At 70.2% G+C, this 16,096-nt stretch carries 12 protein-coding genes and 4 tRNA genes; 6 read left to right on the plus strand and 10 right to left on the minus strand.

All coding sequences use genetic code 11. From position 1 onward, the window contains the following. Positions 1 to 265 precede the first annotated feature (265 nt). On the minus strand, positions 266 to 358 hold the full coding sequence (locus OG927_RS36000; protein WP_351273646.1) for a putative leader peptide: 93 nt from the start codon (positions 356 to 358) through the stop codon (positions 266 to 268). Positions 359 to 805: 447 nt separating this feature from the next. Between OG927_RS36000 and purF the strand changes: the two genes are divergently transcribed. Then, positions 806 to 2,332, plus strand: coding sequence for an amidophosphoribosyltransferase (gene purF, locus OG927_RS17230; RefSeq protein WP_056793017.1), 1,527 nt, complete (start codon positions 806 to 808; stop codon positions 2,330 to 2,332). A gap of 57 nt (positions 2,333 to 2,389) precedes the next feature. Next, positions 2,390 to 3,457, plus strand: a complete 1,068-nt coding sequence (gene purM, locus OG927_RS17235) for a phosphoribosylformylglycinamidine cyclo-ligase (protein ID WP_056793016.1) — start codon at positions 2,390 to 2,392, stop codon at positions 3,455 to 3,457. Between the two features lie 126 nt (positions 3,458 to 3,583). Here purM and OG927_RS17240 read toward each other — a convergent pair whose 3' ends face one another. Then, complete coding sequence (locus OG927_RS17240) at positions 3,584 to 3,841, minus strand: DUF3073 domain-containing protein (protein ID WP_031097368.1); 258 nt, start codon at positions 3,839 to 3,841, stop codon at positions 3,584 to 3,586. A 333-nt stretch (positions 3,842 to 4,174) separates the two neighbouring features. Next, positions 4,175 to 5,266: a Leu/Phe/Val dehydrogenase gene (locus tag OG927_RS17245; RefSeq protein WP_330320404.1), complete on the minus strand. Its 1,092-nt coding sequence runs from the start codon at positions 5,264 to 5,266 to the stop codon at positions 4,175 to 4,177. Positions 5,267 to 5,443: 177 nt separating this feature from the next. On the opposite strand from OG927_RS17245, the gene OG927_RS17250 reads away from it, so the two are divergent. Next, positions 5,444 to 6,289, plus strand: coding sequence for a hypothetical protein (locus tag OG927_RS17250; RefSeq protein WP_056793014.1), 846 nt, complete (start codon positions 5,444 to 5,446; stop codon positions 6,287 to 6,289). Between the two features lie 673 nt (positions 6,290 to 6,962). Beyond that, the gene (gene bldC, locus OG927_RS17255; RefSeq protein ID WP_003949541.1) at positions 6,963 to 7,169 is read left to right on the plus strand and encodes a developmental transcriptional regulator BldC; all 207 of its coding nucleotides are present in this window, start codon (positions 6,963 to 6,965) and stop codon (positions 7,167 to 7,169) included. 489 nt (positions 7,170 to 7,658) lie between these two features. Here bldC and OG927_RS17260 read toward each other — a convergent pair whose 3' ends face one another. From OG927_RS17260 to hrpA, 3 genes are all read right to left on the minus strand, one after another. Beyond that, complete coding sequence (locus tag OG927_RS17260; RefSeq protein WP_056793013.1) at positions 7,659 to 7,970, minus strand: DUF6274 family protein; 312 nt, start codon at positions 7,968 to 7,970, stop codon at positions 7,659 to 7,661. A 140-nt stretch (positions 7,971 to 8,110) separates the two neighbouring features. Next, positions 8,111 to 8,185, minus strand: a tRNA-Asp gene (locus OG927_RS17265). 115 nt (positions 8,186 to 8,300) lie between these two features. Beyond that, positions 8,301 to 12,233 carry an ATP-dependent RNA helicase HrpA gene (hrpA, locus tag OG927_RS17270; protein WP_330320405.1) on the minus strand — a complete coding sequence of 1,311 codons (3,933 nt, stop codon included), beginning with the start codon at positions 12,231 to 12,233 and terminating at the stop codon, positions 8,301 to 8,303. A 235-nt stretch (positions 12,234 to 12,468) separates the two neighbouring features. On the opposite strand from hrpA, the gene OG927_RS17275 reads away from it, so the two are divergent. Continuing rightward, entirely contained in the window at positions 12,469 to 13,224 is a 756-nt protein-coding gene (locus tag OG927_RS17275) for a DsbA family protein (protein WP_330320406.1), read from the plus strand. Then, positions 13,221 to 14,066 carry a cytochrome c biogenesis CcdA family protein gene (locus OG927_RS17280; protein WP_330320407.1) on the plus strand — a complete coding sequence of 282 codons (846 nt, stop codon included), beginning with the start codon at positions 13,221 to 13,223 and terminating at the stop codon, positions 14,064 to 14,066. Before OG927_RS17275 ends, OG927_RS17280 begins: the two co-directional genes overlap by 4 nt. Before the next feature lie 39 nt (positions 14,067 to 14,105). Here the strand turns inward: OG927_RS17280 and OG927_RS17285 are convergent. From OG927_RS17285 to OG927_RS17300, 4 genes are all read right to left on the minus strand, one after another. Next, positions 14,106 to 14,182, minus strand: a tRNA-Phe gene (locus OG927_RS17285). A gap of 22 nt (positions 14,183 to 14,204) precedes the next feature. After that, positions 14,205 to 14,279 (minus strand) — tRNA-Asp (locus OG927_RS17290). 38 nt (positions 14,280 to 14,317) lie between these two features. Further along, positions 14,318 to 14,390: transfer RNA gene (locus OG927_RS17295), tRNA-Glu, on the minus strand. Between the two features lie 80 nt (positions 14,391 to 14,470). Then, complete coding sequence (locus OG927_RS17300; protein ID WP_056793009.1) at positions 14,471 to 16,000, minus strand: metallophosphoesterase family protein; 1,530 nt, start codon at positions 15,998 to 16,000, stop codon at positions 14,471 to 14,473. Positions 16,001 to 16,096: the final 96 nt, after the last annotated feature.

The following is a 16,096-nucleotide window of genomic DNA, read 5'->3' on the forward strand; positions in this document are numbered from 1 at the left end:
CGCACGGGTCCGAGAGCGGGCGCGGGACGGATGGAGGTGGCGGGGTCCCGTCAGGAGGGTGCGCACGGGGCGGCGCACCCGGCCGCGAACGGGAGAAGGGGAGGGAGCGCGGCACCCGGGAGTCGGGGCTCCGGGCGTTCCGTGATGCCCGGTCGACGCCGGGACGCGTGCGCGGTGGCCGGTGCCCGCGAGGGGCCGGGCGGCAGCGGTGCGCGGTGCTCGCCGGGGTAGCGGACAGCAGCGGCGCCCGGCGCCCCTGGTGGGGTCAGGCGCAGCGACAGATGGCGCTCGCGACGCGTCCCAGATCGACGTGGCGGCGCTCCACGAGCGTGACCGAAAGATCACCGAGGGGCTGCATGGACCAGGAGCCTGCCAACCGGCCATGCGCCTGTCAACGCCGGTCTCGTACTGCGGACGCCTGCCGCCGCTCGGGGCCCTCGAGCGAGTCCGCGACGCCCCCGGCGACGGGGATCCGGTGTGAGGCTCACCACGAAACGAGCGTTCGGTCACGCGTCGCCCCCGCGCCCCCGCCGGTTCACCGAGCGCCACGTCCGGGTGCGCCCGAGCCGGTCGCGGCCGTGGACCGCGACCGGGCGGTAACCAGGCGCGGATCCGGGCGGTAACCGCCTCGGGGGTCTCTCCGCCCCGCCCGCCCGGACAGGGTTGGTCACTCTCCGTGATCGTGCGGTGCGGTCTCCCGCGCCCCCGCGGGACCGCTCCCGCGCACGTCCGCAGGGCTCCGGCGGCCCCTGCGGTACGGCTCCCCAATTCGGACCGGTGGTCGATCTCCCCTACACTCGGTGCCGTGCCTCGTGGTGATGGACGACTCAACCACGACCTGCTCCCCGGAGAGAAAGGCCCCCAGGACGCTTGCGGCGTCTTCGGTGTCTGGGCTCCGGGCGAAGAGGTCGCCAAGCTCACCTATTTCGGACTGTATGCCCTGCAGCACCGTGGACAGGAGTCCGCGGGCATCGCAGTGAGCAACGGGTCCCAGATCCTGGTCTTCAAGGACATGGGCCTGGTCTCGCAAGTCTTCGACGAAACGTCTCTGGGATCGCTCCAGGGCCATATCGCGGTCGGCCATGCCCGCTACTCCACCACCGGTGCCTCGGTGTGGGAGAACGCGCAGCCGACGTTCCGTGCCACCGCGCACGGCTCGATCGCCCTGGGCCACAACGGCAACCTGGTCAATACGGCCCAGCTCGCCGAGATGGTCGCCGACCTCCCCCGCAGGGACGGCCGGGCCACCCAGGTCGCAGCGACCAACGACACCGACCTGGTGACCGCGCTGCTCGCCGGCCAACGGGACGGCAACGACAAGCCGCTCACCATCGAGGAGGCCGCCGCAAAGGTGCTCCCCGAGGTCAAGGGCGCCTTCTCGCTCGTCTTCATGGACGAGCACACCCTCTACGCCGCCCGCGACCCGCAGGGCATCCGTCCGCTGGTCCTCGGCCGGCTGGAGCGCGGCTGGGTGGTGGCCTCCGAGTCCGCCGCCCTGGACATCTGCGGTGCCAGCTTCGTCCGGGAGATCGAGCCGGGCGAGCTCGTCGCGATCGACGAGAACGGCCTGCGCACCTCCCGATTCGCAGAAGCGAAGCCCAAGGGCTGCGTGTTCGAGTACGTCTACCTGGCCCGCCCCGACACCGACATCGCCGGGCGCAACGTCTACCTGTCCCGGGTGGAGATGGGCCGGAAGCTGGCGGCCGAGGCTCCCGTCGAGGCCGATTTGGTCATAGCGACGCCGGAATCCGGCACCCCCGCGGCCATCGGCTACGCCGAGGCGAGCGGAATTCCGTTCGGTGCCGGACTGGTCAAGAACGCCTACGTCGGCCGGACCTTCATCCAGCCGTCCCAGACGATCCGTCAACTGGGCATCCGTCTCAAGCTGAATCCGCTCAAGGAAGTCATCAAGGGCAAGCGCCTGGTGGTCGTCGACGACTCGATCGTCCGCGGCAACACCCAGCGCGCGCTGGTCCGGATGCTCCGCGAGGCCGGCGCCGCCGAGATCCACATCCGGATCTCGTCCCCGCCGGTGAAGTGGCCCTGCTTCTTCGGCATCGACTTCGCGACCCGCGCCGAGCTGATCGCCAACGGCATGACCGTCGACGAGATCGCCACCTCCATGGGTGCCGACTCCCTCTCGTACATCTCGCTCGACGCGATGGTCGAGGCGACGACGATCGCCAAGCCGAACCTGTGCCGCGCCTGCTTCGACGGTGAATACCCGATGGAGCTCCCGGACCCGGAACTGCTCGGCAAGCAGCTGCTGGAGACCGAGCTGGCCGCCGGCCCCGCCGCGACCGCGGCGGCCGACGCGCTGCGCCGTCCGTGACCCGGACCGGCCGGCGTCCCCACCAGCCCCGTATTCCCACACGAAAGATCCCGGGCAATGTCTGAGACAACAGGTGCTTCCTACGCGGCGGCCGGCGTCGACATCGAAGCCGGTGACCGCGCCGTCGAGCTGATGAAGGAGTGGGTGAAGAAGACGAGGCGCCCCGAGGTACTGGGCGGCCTCGGCGGATTCGCCGGCCTCTTCGACGCCTCGGCGCTCAAGCGCTACGAGCGGCCGCTGCTGGCCTCCGCCACCGACGGCGTCGGCACGAAGGTCGATCTGGCCCGGCAGATGGGCGTGTACGACACCATCGGCCACGACCTCGTCGGCATGGTCGTCGACGACCTGGTGGTCTGCGGTGCCGAACCGCTCTTCATGACCGACTACATCTGTGTCGGCAAGGTGCATCCCGAGCGTGTCGCGGCCATCGTGAAGGGCATCGCCGAAGGCTGCGTCCTCGCGGGCTGCGCGCTGATCGGCGGCGAGACCGCCGAACACCCGGGCCTGCTGGGCCCCGACGACTTCGATGTGGCCGGTGCCGGTACGGGCGTCGTCGAGGCGGACCGGCTGCTGGGCCCCGAGCTCATCCGCAAGGGTGACGCCGTCATCGCGATGGCCTCGTCCGGTCTTCACTCCAACGGGTATTCGCTCGTGCGCCACGTGGTCTTCGACCGGGCCGGCTGGGCCCTGGACCGCGAGGTCGAGGAGTTCGGCAGGACGCTCGGCGAGGAGCTCCTGGAGCCCACCAGGATCTACTCCCTGGACTGCCTGGCCCTCACCCGTACGACCGAGGTGCACGGCTTCAGCCACGTCACCGGCGGTGGCCTCGCCAACAACCTGGCCCGGGTCGTCCCGGACGCGCTGCACGCCACGGTCGACCGCTCCACCTGGACGCCGGGCGCCGTGTTCGACCTCGTCGGCAAGGCCGGGCAGGTCGAGCGGCTGGAGCTGGAGAAGACGCTCAACATGGGTGTCGGCATGATCGCGATCGTGCCCGCCGACTCGGTGGACGCGGCCCTGACGACGCTGGCGGACCGGGGTGTCGACTCCTGGGTCGCAGGGGAGATCACCGACCGCGGCGACCACGCCACGGGCGCTGCCCTGACCGGCGACTACGCACGGTAGAACCGTCACGACCGTCGGTCCGGCGCCCACCGGACCGACGGCCGCCGGGGCTGCGGACCTCCGTGCCGGGACAGCACAGAACCCGGTCCGGGCAGGCCCGGACCGGGTTCATGTGTCAGCGCGAGGTCAAGCGCCGCGGCGCTGTGACGACGGACCGGACTGGCCGTCCTCGTCCGCGTCCTCGTCGTCGTTGTACAGATCCGCGTACTGTGCGTACGGGTCATCTTCCTCGTCGTCGTCCTCGAACGGTTCTGCGTTCGGTGGTTGACTCGAAGGCGATGCGCCCAGCTCATTGGCCAGACGCGAAAGGTCAGTCCCGCCGCTGCTGTACTTCAGCTGGCGGGCGACCTTGGTCTGCTTGGCCTTTGCCCGGCCGCGCCCCATGGCTCGACCCCCTCGGTGACGGGGCTCGACGGCCCCAGAGTCTTGACACGCGTTCATGTTTCAGGACGGACTCTCGGCTGAGAGACCGCGCCCGTGGCTTTAACGGTACCTGCTTCCTCGGCCATACGGTACGCCGCCCGCATCACGTGCCTCCGCGCAGGACCGCAAAGGAGCCCGTCCTCGCTGGTCAACCGCGATTTTAACCTCTTCCGGACGGCCGACCCGCCGACCGGAGTGAGTCTTGTCTCCCCGCCCCCGCGCGCGCCGCGGGGGCGGTCCGGCACCGGCCCGCAGCACAGCCCGGTGACGCACCGCCCACCTCGCGGTCACGGGTCAGCGGCGCCGCGCCTCGGCCATCCGCTGCTCGGCGATCCGGTCGGCGGCCGCGGCCGGCGGAATCCCGTCGACCTTCGCACGTGCGAATATGGCCAGCGTGGTGTCGAAGATCTTCGCGGCCTTCGCCCGGCACCGGTCGAAGTCGAAACCGTGCAGCTCATCGGCGACCTGGATCACGCCACCTGCGTTCACCACGTAGTCCGGTGCGTACAGAACCGAGCGGTCGGCAAGGTCCTTCTCGACGCCCGGGTGCGCGAGCTGGTTGTTGGCCGCGCCGCACACCACCTTCGCGGTGAGCACCGGGACCGTCTCGTCGTTCAGTGCTCCGCCGAGTGCGCACGGGGCGTAGATGTCGAGACCCTCGGTACGGATCAGCGCGTCCGTGTCCACGGCCACGGCCACCTCGGGGTACAGGTCGGTGACGCGGCGTACGGACTCCTCGCGCACGTCCGTCACGACGACCTCCGCGCCGTCGCTGAGCAGGTGTTCCACCAGGTGGTGGCCCACCTTGCCGACACCCGCGACACCGACCTTGCGGCCGCGCAGCGTCGGGTCGCCCCACAGGTGCTGGGCGGAGGCCCGCATGCCCTGGAAGACTCCGAACGCGGTGAGGACGGAGGAGTCCCCGGCGCCGCCGTTCTCGGGGGAGCGGCCGGTGGTCCAGCGGCACTCCCGGGCGACGACGTCCATGTCGGCGACGTACGTGCCGACGTCGCAGGCGGTCACGTAGCGCCCGCCCAGGGATGCCACGAACCGGCCGTAGGCCAGGAGCAGTTCCTCGGACTTGACGGTGTCCGGGTCGCCGATGATGACGGCCTTGCCGCCGCCGTGGTCGAGGCCGGCCATGGCGTTCTTGTACGACATGCCTCGCGACAGGTTCAGCGCGTCCGCGACGGCCTCCGACTCGGAGGCGTACGGATAGAAGCGGGTGCCGCCGAGGGCCGGGCCCAGGGCGGTGGAGTGGAGGGCGATGACGGCCTTGAGGCCACTGGCACGGTCCTGGCAGATCACGACCTGCTCGTGTCCTCCCTGATCCGAGTGGAACAGGGTGTGCAGTACGTCGACAGGCGCGCCGGTCACATCGGTCACTGTGGTGACTCCCAAGTAAAAAGCGGCGGAAGACCCTCCTGAAGGTGGGGAGGGTCCCCGGACCGACCGGCACGGCCGGTCCGACTGGGCAAGAGCGTAAGTCCTCGGGGCACGCAGATCTGTTCCAGTGCCGAGGATCACCCCCTGGCGGAGTACGGGCGTGACACGATTCGCCGCATGTCGGTGGTGTCTTCAGTGCTCGTCCCATACACGTCCTACCTGCGGGTGTACGAGCCGCTCGCCGCCTTCCGGGAACCCGAACGCAGTCACTGGGCGCGCTACGCGCAGCGTTCCGAGCTCCCCACGGCGCAGGACGAACTGCGCCGCTCGCTGGCGGACCTGGTGCCCACCCCGCCGGTGCCCGTCCCCGTGCACGAGAGCGCGGACGCCTTCGTGGCGGAGGTCGACGGCGTGGTGTGCGTCTGTCCGTGGCGGACCCGGATGCGCGGCTGGCTGGCCCTGGAGGAACTCGGGGGGCTGTTTCCGGCCACTGTGCTGGACGCGGTCCTCCCCCCGGTGGTGCGGGGGCAGGCGGCCGCGGACCACGAGCGCTGGGCGGAACGGAACCCGGACGCCCGGCCCTGGATCCGCACCACCGTGTGGCACGTCCCGGTGCGCTGGTTCGTGCTGTTCGACGACGAGGAACGGGAGTACGTCGCGGTGGGCACCGAGGGGTGCCGGCCCCTGCTGCGCTACCGGACGCCGATGGTGCAGGCGCGCCGCCGGCTGGCGAGGGCCCTCCGGACGCTGCGGGAGACCGTCGACGAAGGACCGCTGACCGAGGGGCTCGTGGACGTGGGGCGCTGGCTGGAGGAATTCCATCCGCGCGCCCTGGTGGAGCTGGACTACGGCGGTCTGGTGCACGCGCTGCCCGGGGAGCAGCTCGCGGCCGACCGGTCGGCCGCGGACGTGGCCGAGGGCATCGCCGCGCTGCGGGCCGGGGACGGTGACGCGGCGGGAGTCGCGTACGCGCGTCTCGCCGAGCGGTGGCGGGCGGTACGGGACAGGCAGTCCGCCAACTAGCCCGATAGCTGTGTGAAATGACACGTACCGCCGCATAGAGCAGCGATCGGCAGGGAAGAGACATCTCGTGAGGTGTCCGGCATCGGCGGATGCCGCGGGTGCCGGGCGGAGGTGGGGAGGGATGGGGCGAGAGGAACCGGCGGGCCCGGAAGGGAACTGACGGGCCGTGAACCTGAGTCCTGTGTGATGCGTGTGACAGGTGAGGCGCAAGGTCCACCGGAAGGCCTGGGACCTACGTCCTGAACCGGGCCTTTGCCTCAAGCGTGACGGATAGCACTAACGGGGCTCTTGCGCCCTTCCCTACCCCTCATGCCAAAATAGGACAAGGAGTCCGGGGAGGGCTCCGTCCGCCCAACTATGGGCGGAATGCTCAGCATTGCACGCTATGGGGGGTCTGGTGACTCCTGAGCGCTCCTGTGACTGATCGTCACTGACGCGTGACTGTCCGCTATGGCATGGTCCATCGGCTTCCGTCGCTGATGAACACCTGGGAGGGCAATTCCATCGGTTTGGCCGACGTGGCTGGACGGATGGTGTAGTTGTAGTGCCGAGGACACGCCGTTCGTCCTATAACCGACTCGGCCCGCGTCCGCCATTTCGGGCAACGCGGGTCAAGGTGCAGAATTTAGAGGAAAGAACCGAGATTTGTTCGGTTCTCCCGAGGAGGCCGCTCATGACCGCTCGCACCCCTGATGCCGAGCCGCTGCTGACCCCGGCTGAGGTTGCCACGATGTTCCGCGTGGACCCGAAGACGGTCACCCGTTGGGCCAAGGCTGGCAAGCTCACGTCCATCCGCACGCTCGGTGGACATCGCCGGTACCGCGAGGCAGAGGTCCGCGCACTGCTTGCGGGTATTCCGCAGCAGCGCAGCGAGGCCTGACACACCCCTGTCGCCGCAGCCATAACAGGGCTACCGAAGGGTCCCCCAACCCCCGGTACCCACTCATAGCTCTACACGACGGACGCCTGCCCCAACGGGCGTCATACCTGTGTAAGCGGGTGCGTCGTTCGATCGCGCTGGGCTCCGCCGAGTCCAGCGCGATCTTTTTTGTGCCCGGAGTGACTCCCGACACCTGCCCGCCGGCGCCCGAACGGGCCGACGGGTCGGTTTCCCCGGGGCCCGCGTGCGGTGTGCGCGGGCCTGTTCGGGGCTGTTCGTACGGGTCCCGGGCGTCGTGGGACGGCTCGGGCGGAACGGTCCGGGATGTACGTGCGGGGGAGTGCAATTGCACATATTAAATTCGCAAGTTGTAGGAAGTGCGTAAAGTCCCCTCTGCGCAAAACCAATTCGGTGACTCCCGTCACACCCCGGTGGCCTTGCCAACTACGAGCCTGCCACTGGCGGGAGGCGGCCGGCTGCGGCAGATGGTCAGGGGACGGGAGGACTTTCGTCCTCCTGCCGGCCCTCGTCGGCCGGTGCGGTGCCGGACGGCCCGGGTGGCGCCCCGGCGTCCCCGTCGCGGGCCCCGGTGGATTCCTCCGGGGTCGTAGGCGGATCGGGGGTGTCGTAGGCGCGCCGGGCTGCGTAGGGCGGCTGTGGGGCCGTCAGGGGCTCCATCGCGAGCCGCAGCAGGCGGTGGCAGATCGGACAGTGGCGGGTGAGGTGGCGGTAGCCGGACGCGGCCGCCAGATGGGCGCGCAGCAGCGCGCGGGTCTCGTGCCTTGCCGTGGACGCAGACATACGCGCGACCTCCCGGTGGACCCGGCCGCCCCGCGCCGAGGAAACAAGAGCGGCCTCTGTCCTACGGGTTACCCGCGTCGGACGCCGGCGTCAAGACGCACGAAAGCCCGGATCCAAGGGATCCGGGCTTTCGACTACTGCGGTCCTGACGGGATTTGAACCCGCGGCCTCCACCTTGACAGGGTGGCGAGCACTCCAAACTGCTCCACAGGACCAGAATTCGCTGCCGTTCTTTCGTTTGGCTGCGAAGACAGACTGTACAGGAGGTCTGCGGGCCAGGTCGAACTCACCCAGGGTGGCGGTGTCGTCACGACCCGGGGAGGGGTCGGATCACGGCGCCGCCGCGTCGATCGCCTTCACGATGCGCTTGTCCGAAACGGGCTGGGCGGTGCCCAGCGCGTGCGCGAAGTAGCTCACCCGCAGCTCCTCGATCATCCAGCGGATGTCCAGGACCTCCTGGGGGACGGGACGCCCCTGCGGCAGTTGCTCCAGCAGCCAGGCGTACTCGTCCTGCATCTCGTGGACCTTCTCCATGCGCGTGGTGTCGCGCTGCACGTTCGTCGGCATCTGCTGCAGCCGGCGGTCCTCGGCGACCAGGTAGCGCATCAGGTCGGGCAGCCTGCGCAGCCCGGTCATGGTGACGAACCCCGGCGGCACGAGCCGGGCGAGGTGGTCCCGTACGTCCGTGACGTTGTTGATCAGGACCAGGCTGTTCGTGGACTTCAGCCGGCGCTCGCAGGCCTGCCAGGCCGCCAGGATCTGCTGCACCTGGCCGATCGTGCGGACGGTGAGGTCCACGAGGTCCGCCCGCACCTTGTCGTACAGCTTCCGGAAGGACGCCTCGTCCCAGGCCGGGCCGCCGTGCGCGGCGATCAGCCGGTCGGCCGCCGCCGTCGCGCAGTCGTCGAAGAGCGCCTGGATCGAACCGTGCGGATTCCGGGACAGCGCCAGCTTCTGCTGGTTGGTGAGCGTGTCCGACGCGAACTTCGAGGGGTTCACGGGGATGTTCAGCAGGATCAGCTTCCGGGTGCCGCGCCACATCGCCTGCTGCTGCTCGGCCTCGGTGTCGAAGAGCCGGACGGCGACGGTCGTGCCCTGGTCGACGAGGGCCGGGTACGCCTTGACCGGCTGACCGGCCCTCCGGGTCTCGAAGATCCGGTCGAGCGTGCCGATCGTCCAGTCCGTGACGCCCGAACGCTCGATGGACTCGCCCGAGGGGCCCGCGGTGGCCGCCGCGGCCTTGGAGAGGGCCTGACGGGCCTTCGGACGCAGATGGACCTTCAGTGCCTCCAGGTCCTTGTCCTCGGCGACCTTCCGGCGCCGTTCGTCGGTGATCCGGAAGGTGATCTTCAGGTGGTCCGGGACGCGGGACAGGTCGAAGTCGTCGGCCGTGACCGGGACGCCGACCATCCGCTGCAGCTCGCGGGCGAGCGTCAGCGGCAGGGGCTCCTGGAGCGGGACGGCCCGGTCCAGGAACTTCGTCGCGTAGTTCGGTGCCGGGACGTAGTGCCGGCGGATCGGCTTGGGCAGCGAGCGGATCAGCTCGGTGACCACGTCCTCGCGCAGGCCCGGGATCTGCCAGTCGAAGCCCTCGGAGGTGACCTGGTTGAGCACCTGGAGCGGGATGTGGACCGTCACCCCGTCCGCGTCCGCACCGGGTTCGAACTGGTACGTCACGCGGAAGGTGAGCCTGCCCTGCCGCCAGGAGTCCGGATAGTCGTCCTTGGTGACGGCGGACGCCTTCTCGTTGATGAGCATCGAGCGCTCGAAGTCGAGGGCGTCCGGTTCGTCGCGGCGCTTGTGCTTCCACCAGGAGTCGAAGTGCGCCCCCGAGACGACGTGCTCCGGGATCCGCTGGTCGTAGAAGTCGAAGAGCGTCTCGTCGTCCACGAGGATGTCGCGGCGGCGCGCGCGGTGCTCCAGCTCCTCGACCTCGCCGAGGAGTTTGCGATTGTCATGGAAGAACTGGTGGTGCGTACGCCAGTCGCCCTCGACCAGGGCGTTCCGGATGAACAGATCGCGGGACGCCTCCTGGTCGATACGGCCGAAATTGATCTTGCGCTGGGCGACGATCGGTACCCCGTAGAGCGTGACCCGCTCGTACGCCATCACCGCGGCCTGGTCCTTCTCCCAGTGCGGCTCGCTGTAGGTGCGCTTCAGCAGGTGTTGGGCGATCGGTTCGATCCACTCCGGCTCCACCCTGGCGTTGACCCGCGCCCAGAGCCGGGACGTCTCGACCAGCTCGGCCGACATCACGAAACGCGGCTGCTTCTTGAACAGCGAGGACCCGGGGAAGATCGCGAACTTGGCGCTGCGGGCGCCCAGGTACTCGTTCTTCTCGGTGTCCTTCAGCCCGGTGTGCGACAGCAGCCCCGCCAGCAGCGAGGTGTGCACCGCCTGCTCGGGCACGCCCTCGTCGGGCCTGGGCTCCTCGACGGCGATGTCCATCTGCTTGGCGACCGTGCGCAGCTGGGCGTAGATGTCCTGCCACTCGCGGATGCGCAGGAAGTTGAGGTACTCCTGCTTGCACATCCGGCGGAAGCTGGAGGAGCCCCGCTCCTTCTGCTGCTCCCGGACGTAGCGCCACAGATTCAGGTACGCCAGGAAGTCGGACGTCTCGTCCTTGAAGCGGGCGTGCTGCTGGTCGGCCTGGGTCTGCTTCTCCGAGGGCCGCTCGCGCGGGTCCTGAATGGAGAGCGCCGCGGCGATGACCATGACCTCGCGGGCGCAGCCGTTCTTGTCGGCCTCGATGACCATGCGGGCCAGGCGGGGGTCCACGGGCAGCTGCGAGAGCTTGCGGCCCAGCGGGGTGAGCCGCTTCTTCGGATCCTTCTCCTCCGGGTCGAGTGCGCCGAGCTCCTGGAGCAGCTGGATGCCGTCGCGGATGTTGCGGTGGTCCGGCGGGTCGATGAAGGGGAACTTCTCGATCTCGCCGAGACCGGCCGCGGTCATCTGGAGGATGACGGAGGCGAGGTTGGTGCGCAGGATCTCGGGGTCGGTGAACTCCGGGCGGGTGACGAAGTCGTCCTCGGAGTACAGCCGGATGCAGATGCCGTCCGACGTACGGCCGCAACGGCCCTTGCGCTGGTTGGCGCTGGCCTGCGAGATCCGCTCGATCGGCAGCCGCTGGACCTTGGTGCGGTGGCTGTAGCGGGAGATGCGGGCGTTGCCCGGGTCGATCACGTACTTGATGCCGGGGACGGTCAGCGACGTCTCGGCGACGTTCGTCGCCAGGACGATCCTGCGTCCGGTGTGGCGCTGGAACACGCGGTGCTGCTCGGCGTGCGAAAGACGCGCGTAGAGGGGGAGGACCTCGGTGTGCCTGAGGTTCCGTTTGCCCAGCGCGTCCGCGGTGTCGCGGATCTCCCGCTCGCCGGAGAGGAAGACCAGGACGTCACCGGGCCCCTCCGACTGGAGCTCGTCCACGGCGTCGCAGATCGCGGTGATCTGGTCGCGGTCGGAGTCCTCGCCGGCCTCCTCCAGGAGCGGCCGGTAGCGCACCTCGACCGGGTACGTACGTCCGCTGACCTCCACGATCGGCGCCTCGCCGAAGTGCTGGGCGAAGCGCTCCGGGTCGATGGTCGCCGAGGTGATGACGACCTTGAGATCGGGGCGCCTGGGCAGCAGCCGGGCCAGGTAGCCCAGCAGGAAGTCGATGTTCAGCGACCGCTCGTGGGCCTCGTCGATGATGATCGTGTCGTAGGCGAGGAGCTCGCGGTCCGTCTGGATCTCGGCCAGCAGGATGCCGTCCGTCATCAGCTTCACGAAGGTCGCGTCCGGGTTCACCTGGTCGGTGAAGCGCACCTTCCAGCCGACGGCCTCGCCGAGCGGGGTCTTCAGCTCGTCGGCCACCCGCTCCGCGACCGTACGGGCCGCGATCCGGCGGGGCTGGGTGTGCCCGATCATGCCCCGGACGCCGCGCCCCAGCTCCATGCAGATCTTGGGGATCTGGGTGGTCTTGCCGGAGCCGGTCTCACCCGCGACGATCACGACCTGGTGGTCGCGGATCGCCTCCAGGATCTCGTCCTTCTTCTGGCTGACCGGGAGCTGTTCCGGGTACGACAGGGCGGGCACCCGCGCGGCGCGTCCTGCGAGCCGCTCGGCCGCCTTCCCGGCCTCGGCGGCGATCTCGTCCAGCACGGACTGCCGGGCTTCGGGCTTGCGGATGCGGCGGGCACCCTCGAGACGACGGCCGAGCCGGTTCGCGTCGCGGAGCGAGAGCTGCCCGAGCTGGGACTGGAGATCGGCGAAGGAAGTAGACATACGGATCCCAGGATCTCACCCGGGCGGGAGGAGTGGCGAACCATTTCACGCGGGCTCCGTCACTCGGTCCGCGCGGGCCGGTCGACGCACCCCCGCACGACCCGGTCACCGAGCGGGCGCGAGGGATCACAGGACGTACCATTCCGGACGGCTGAGTCCGTGCTGAGGGTGTAGACGGACCCGCCTCCCCTCCTCCCCTTCCCGCAGGACCGGACGCACGAGCACGGAGTGCCGCATGCCCACGCCCACCCGCCCCACATCCAGGAAACCGCTCGTGTTCGGCCTCGTCGTCGTCCTCGCCGCAGGCGTCCTGGGCTTCGTCTCCTACCGGGCGACCGCCCCCGACGGCTCGGGTTCCGGCACCTCCGTCGTCGAAACGACCGCGGAACCGGACGCCGACACGTACGCGGAGCTCGCCGGGCTCGCCCGGCGCGACCCGGGCGACAAGCTGGCCCTCGGCCGTGCCGACGCCCCCGTCGTCCTGATCGAGTACGCCGATTTCACGTGCGGCTACTGCGGCACGTTCGCCCGGGAGACCGAACCCGAGCTGATCGAGAAGTACGTCGACGACGGCACCCTGCGCATCGAATGGCGCAACTTCCCGATCTTCGGCAAGGAGTCCGAGGCTGCCGCCCGCGCCTCCTGGGCTGCCGGTCAGCAGGACCGCTTCTGGGCCTTCCACCGGGCCGCCTACGCCGAGGGGGGCAAGGGGAAGGGCTTCGGCGCGGACCGGCTCAGGGCCCTCGCCCGGCAGGCCGGCGTCAAGGACCTCGACCGCTTCGTCCGCGACACGGACGGCGCAGCGGCCGCGGAAGCGGTCGCCGAGGACCAGGAGCAGGCGTACGGCATCGGTGCCACGTCCACCCCGTCGTTCCTCATCAACGGCCGTCCCGTCGCCGGAGCGCAGCCGACGGCAGTCTTCACCCGGGCCATCGAGGCCGCGGCGGCGGACGCCGCGATCGTGGGCAGCGCCGGGGACCCCGCCGAATGACCCAGGACATCGGATACTTCGCAGCCCTGCTCGGCGGGCTGCTCGCCCTGGTCAGCCCGTGCAGCGCCCTGCTCCTCCCGGCCTTCTTCGCGTACTCCGTCGACTCCGTCTCACGGCTCCTGGCCCGCACCGGCATCTTCTACGCCGGTCTCGCCACCACCCTCGTCCCGCTCGGCGCCGCGGGCTCGTACGCCGGACGGCTCTTCTACGGGCACCGGGACGCACTCGTCCTCGGCGCGGGCTGGCTGATCATCGGGCTCGGCCTCGCGCAGATCGTGGGCCTGGGCTTCGCCTCCCGCCGGATCGTCGCCCTCAGCGGCCGGATCCGCCCCACGACCGCCCTCTCGGTGTACGCCCTGGGCGCGGTGTACGGGCTCGCCGGCTTCTGCGCCGGGCCGATCCTGGGCAGCGTCCTCACGGTCGCCGCCGTCAGCGGAAGTCCCGTCTACGGCGGTCTGCTGCTCGCCGTCTACGCGCTGGGCATGGCCCTGCCGCTGTTCGTGCTCGCACTGCTCTGGGAGCGTTTCGACCTCGGACGGCGGGCCTGGCTGCGCGGGAGGACCCTGCGCGCCGGCCGCTTCCGACTGCACAGCACGTCCCTGCTCTCCGGCCTCTTCTTCATCGGGCTCGGGGTGGTCTTCCTCAGGTACGACGGGACGACCACTCTGCCCGGACTGCTGGACGCCGACGCCGCGTTCGCCGTGGAGCAGTGGGCCCAGGGCGTCGGCCGGCGCGTGCCCGACGCCCTCGCGCTGGGGGCCGTGGCGGCGGTGGCGCTGCTGATCGTCGCTGTGCAGGTGTGGCGGCGGCGCACCGGACGGAGGGAAGAGGAAGCGGCCTGACGACGGCGAAGGCCCCGTCCATCGGACGGGGCCTTCGGGTGGTGGCTGGGGCCGGGATCGAACCGGCGACCTATCGCTTTTCAGGCGATCGCTCGTACCAACTGAGCTACCCAGCCACGCAGCTCATACGGGCTGCAGCGGTCCTGACGGGATTTGAACCCGCGGCCTCCACCTTGACAGGGTGGCGAGCACTCCAAACTGCTCCACAGGACCAAGCAATGTGCGAGACGAGTCTCGCACACAGTAATGCGTGCCCCCAACGGGATTCGAACCCGTGCTACCGCCTTGAAAGGGCGGCGTCCTGGGCCACTAGACGATGAGGGCTAAGGGCCCACCTGCGCGCTTTCCAGCGCGTCGGGGACGTGAGAAGCATATGGGATGCGGGGAGGTATCGCCAAAACGGTTTACGGGGAGGTCGTGGAGGCGGACGGCGAGGGCGGCCCGGGGGCCAGGTTCTCCTCCGGCAGGTGGCGGCCGACCTCCGCCGTCGTCAGGCCGAGACCGCCCAGGGTGATCTCGTCCCAGGCCTGCAGGTGCCGGGTGGCACGGTCCAGGTAGAGCACCGAGGCGCGCACCTTCTCGGGCTTCTCGTTCTGCACGGCGCGCAGCCCGCCGCCACCGGTGGAGCCTTCGACCTTCAGCCGCGTACCGAGCGGCAGCAGTTCGTTCACCCGGTGGTGCACATGGCCGGCCAGGACGAGCGGAACCGTTCCGTCGGTCTGCCGCGCGGCGTTCGGATCGTGGGCGACCGCGATGTCCACGGGGGTGCCGGCCCGCCGCTGGTCGCGGAGCGCGGAGGCGAGCCGCATGCCGGCCAGCTCCTCGGCCGCCCTGCCGCCGGTGGGGCGCGTGCGGTCCGGGGTGAACTGCGGGTCGCCGGTGCCCGCGACGCGCAGCCCGGCGACGTCGACGGCGCTGCCCTCGTCGAGGACGTGCACGTTCTCCAGCTTCTCCAGATAGGCCTGGGTGATCCGGGAGTCGTGGTTGCCGCGCACCCACACGTACGGAGCGCCGAGCTCGCGGGCCGGGTCGAGGAAGCCGTTCTCGGCGGCCGTGCCGTGGTCCATGGTGTCGCCGGAGTCGATGATCACGTCGATCTCGTACTGCTCGACGAGCGAGCCGATGATGTGCCAGGCGGCGGGGTTGAGATGGATGTCCGAGACGTGCAGCACCCGGATGGTCGCCGGGTCCGGCTGGTACACGGGGAGCGTCGACGTGGCGTCGTACAGCTTGGTGACGTTGGTGACGAGCCTGGCCAGCTCCTGCTGGTAGACGTCGAACTCGGTGACGATCGAGCGGGCGTCGCCGACGACCGAGGGGGCGCTGGAGAGGAGCCCGGAGAACTTCGGCTCCAGGACGGACTTCGGATTCCAGGTCGCGTACGCGCTGACGCCGGACGCGGCCAGCAGCGCGAGGGCGAGTCCTCCGGCGGCCAGGGCCCGCCGGGGGCGGCGGTAGACGGCGAGGCCGAGAGCGGTGGCGCCGGAGACGACGGCCACGCAGGAGCGGACCGCCAGCTCCCGGGTCCCGGCGGCGACGTCGTCGGTGACCTCGTCCTGCAGCCCGGAGAGCCGCTCGGGGTGCTTGACCAGCGCCTGGGAGCGTTCCGGGTCCAGCTGGTCGACATCGACGTCCAGGCGGACCGGGGCGACGTGGGAGTCCAGCTCCAACGCGCCCAGCGGCGACACGTTGATCTTCGTGCCACCGCTCAGCGAGGGCCGCAGGGTCATCGTCGTGTCCACGGGACCGACCGGCGTACGGACACTGCCGACGATCAGCAGCCCCAGCCAGGCCCCCAGCACGACGACCGCGAGGAGGCCGAACACCCGCCTGTACGGGTGCGGGGCGGTGGCGAGCGTGCTGACGGTCGTGGTGGTGCGGGAGTGGTGGGGGCGGCGGACACGGGCGACTGCGGCTCGGAACGGGCGTGCCATTGGGCGCGTATGCCCCGATCGGGCGGTGGGCATGCGGGCGGGCGGAGAGGCGTGGGCCGGGCGGGTGTCCGCCGGGCCGGGACGACCCGCCCGTTG

This window comes from Streptomyces clavifer (assembly GCF_036345975.1).
In the GTDB taxonomy this organism is placed as follows: domain Bacteria; phylum Actinomycetota; class Actinomycetes; order Streptomycetales; family Streptomycetaceae; genus Streptomyces; species Streptomyces clavifer.

Excerpts from the sequence above, each read along its gene's own strand:
- hrpA (WP_330320405.1), bottom strand. The coding sequence starts at position 12,233 with ATGTCTACTTCCTTCGCCGATCTCCAGTCCCAGCTCGGGCAGCTCTCG.
- OG927_RS17275 (WP_330320406.1), top strand. The coding sequence starts at position 12,469 with ATGCCCACGCCCACCCGCCCCACATCCAGGAAACCGCTCGTGTTCGGC.
- OG927_RS17260 (WP_056793013.1), bottom strand. The coding sequence starts at position 7,970 with ATGTCTGCGTCCACGGCAAGGCACGAGACCCGCGCGCTGCTGCGCGCC.
- OG927_RS17250 (WP_056793014.1), top strand. The coding sequence starts at position 5,444 with ATGTCGGTGGTGTCTTCAGTGCTCGTCCCATACACGTCCTACCTGCGG.
- OG927_RS36000 (WP_351273646.1), bottom strand. The coding sequence starts at position 358 with ATGCAGCCCCTCGGTGATCTTTCGGTCACGCTCGTGGAGCGCCGCCAC.
- purM (WP_056793016.1), top strand. The coding sequence starts at position 2,390 with ATGTCTGAGACAACAGGTGCTTCCTACGCGGCGGCCGGCGTCGACATC.
- bldC (WP_003949541.1), top strand. The coding sequence starts at position 6,963 with ATGACCGCTCGCACCCCTGATGCCGAGCCGCTGCTGACCCCGGCTGAG.
- OG927_RS17300 (WP_056793009.1), bottom strand. The coding sequence starts at position 16,000 with ATGGCACGCCCGTTCCGAGCCGCAGTCGCCCGTGTCCGCCGCCCCCAC.
- OG927_RS17280 (WP_330320407.1), top strand. The coding sequence starts at position 13,221 with ATGACCCAGGACATCGGATACTTCGCAGCCCTGCTCGGCGGGCTGCTC.
- OG927_RS17240 (WP_031097368.1), bottom strand. The coding sequence starts at position 3,841 with ATGGGGCGCGGCCGGGCAAAGGCCAAGCAGACCAAGGTCGCCCGCCAG.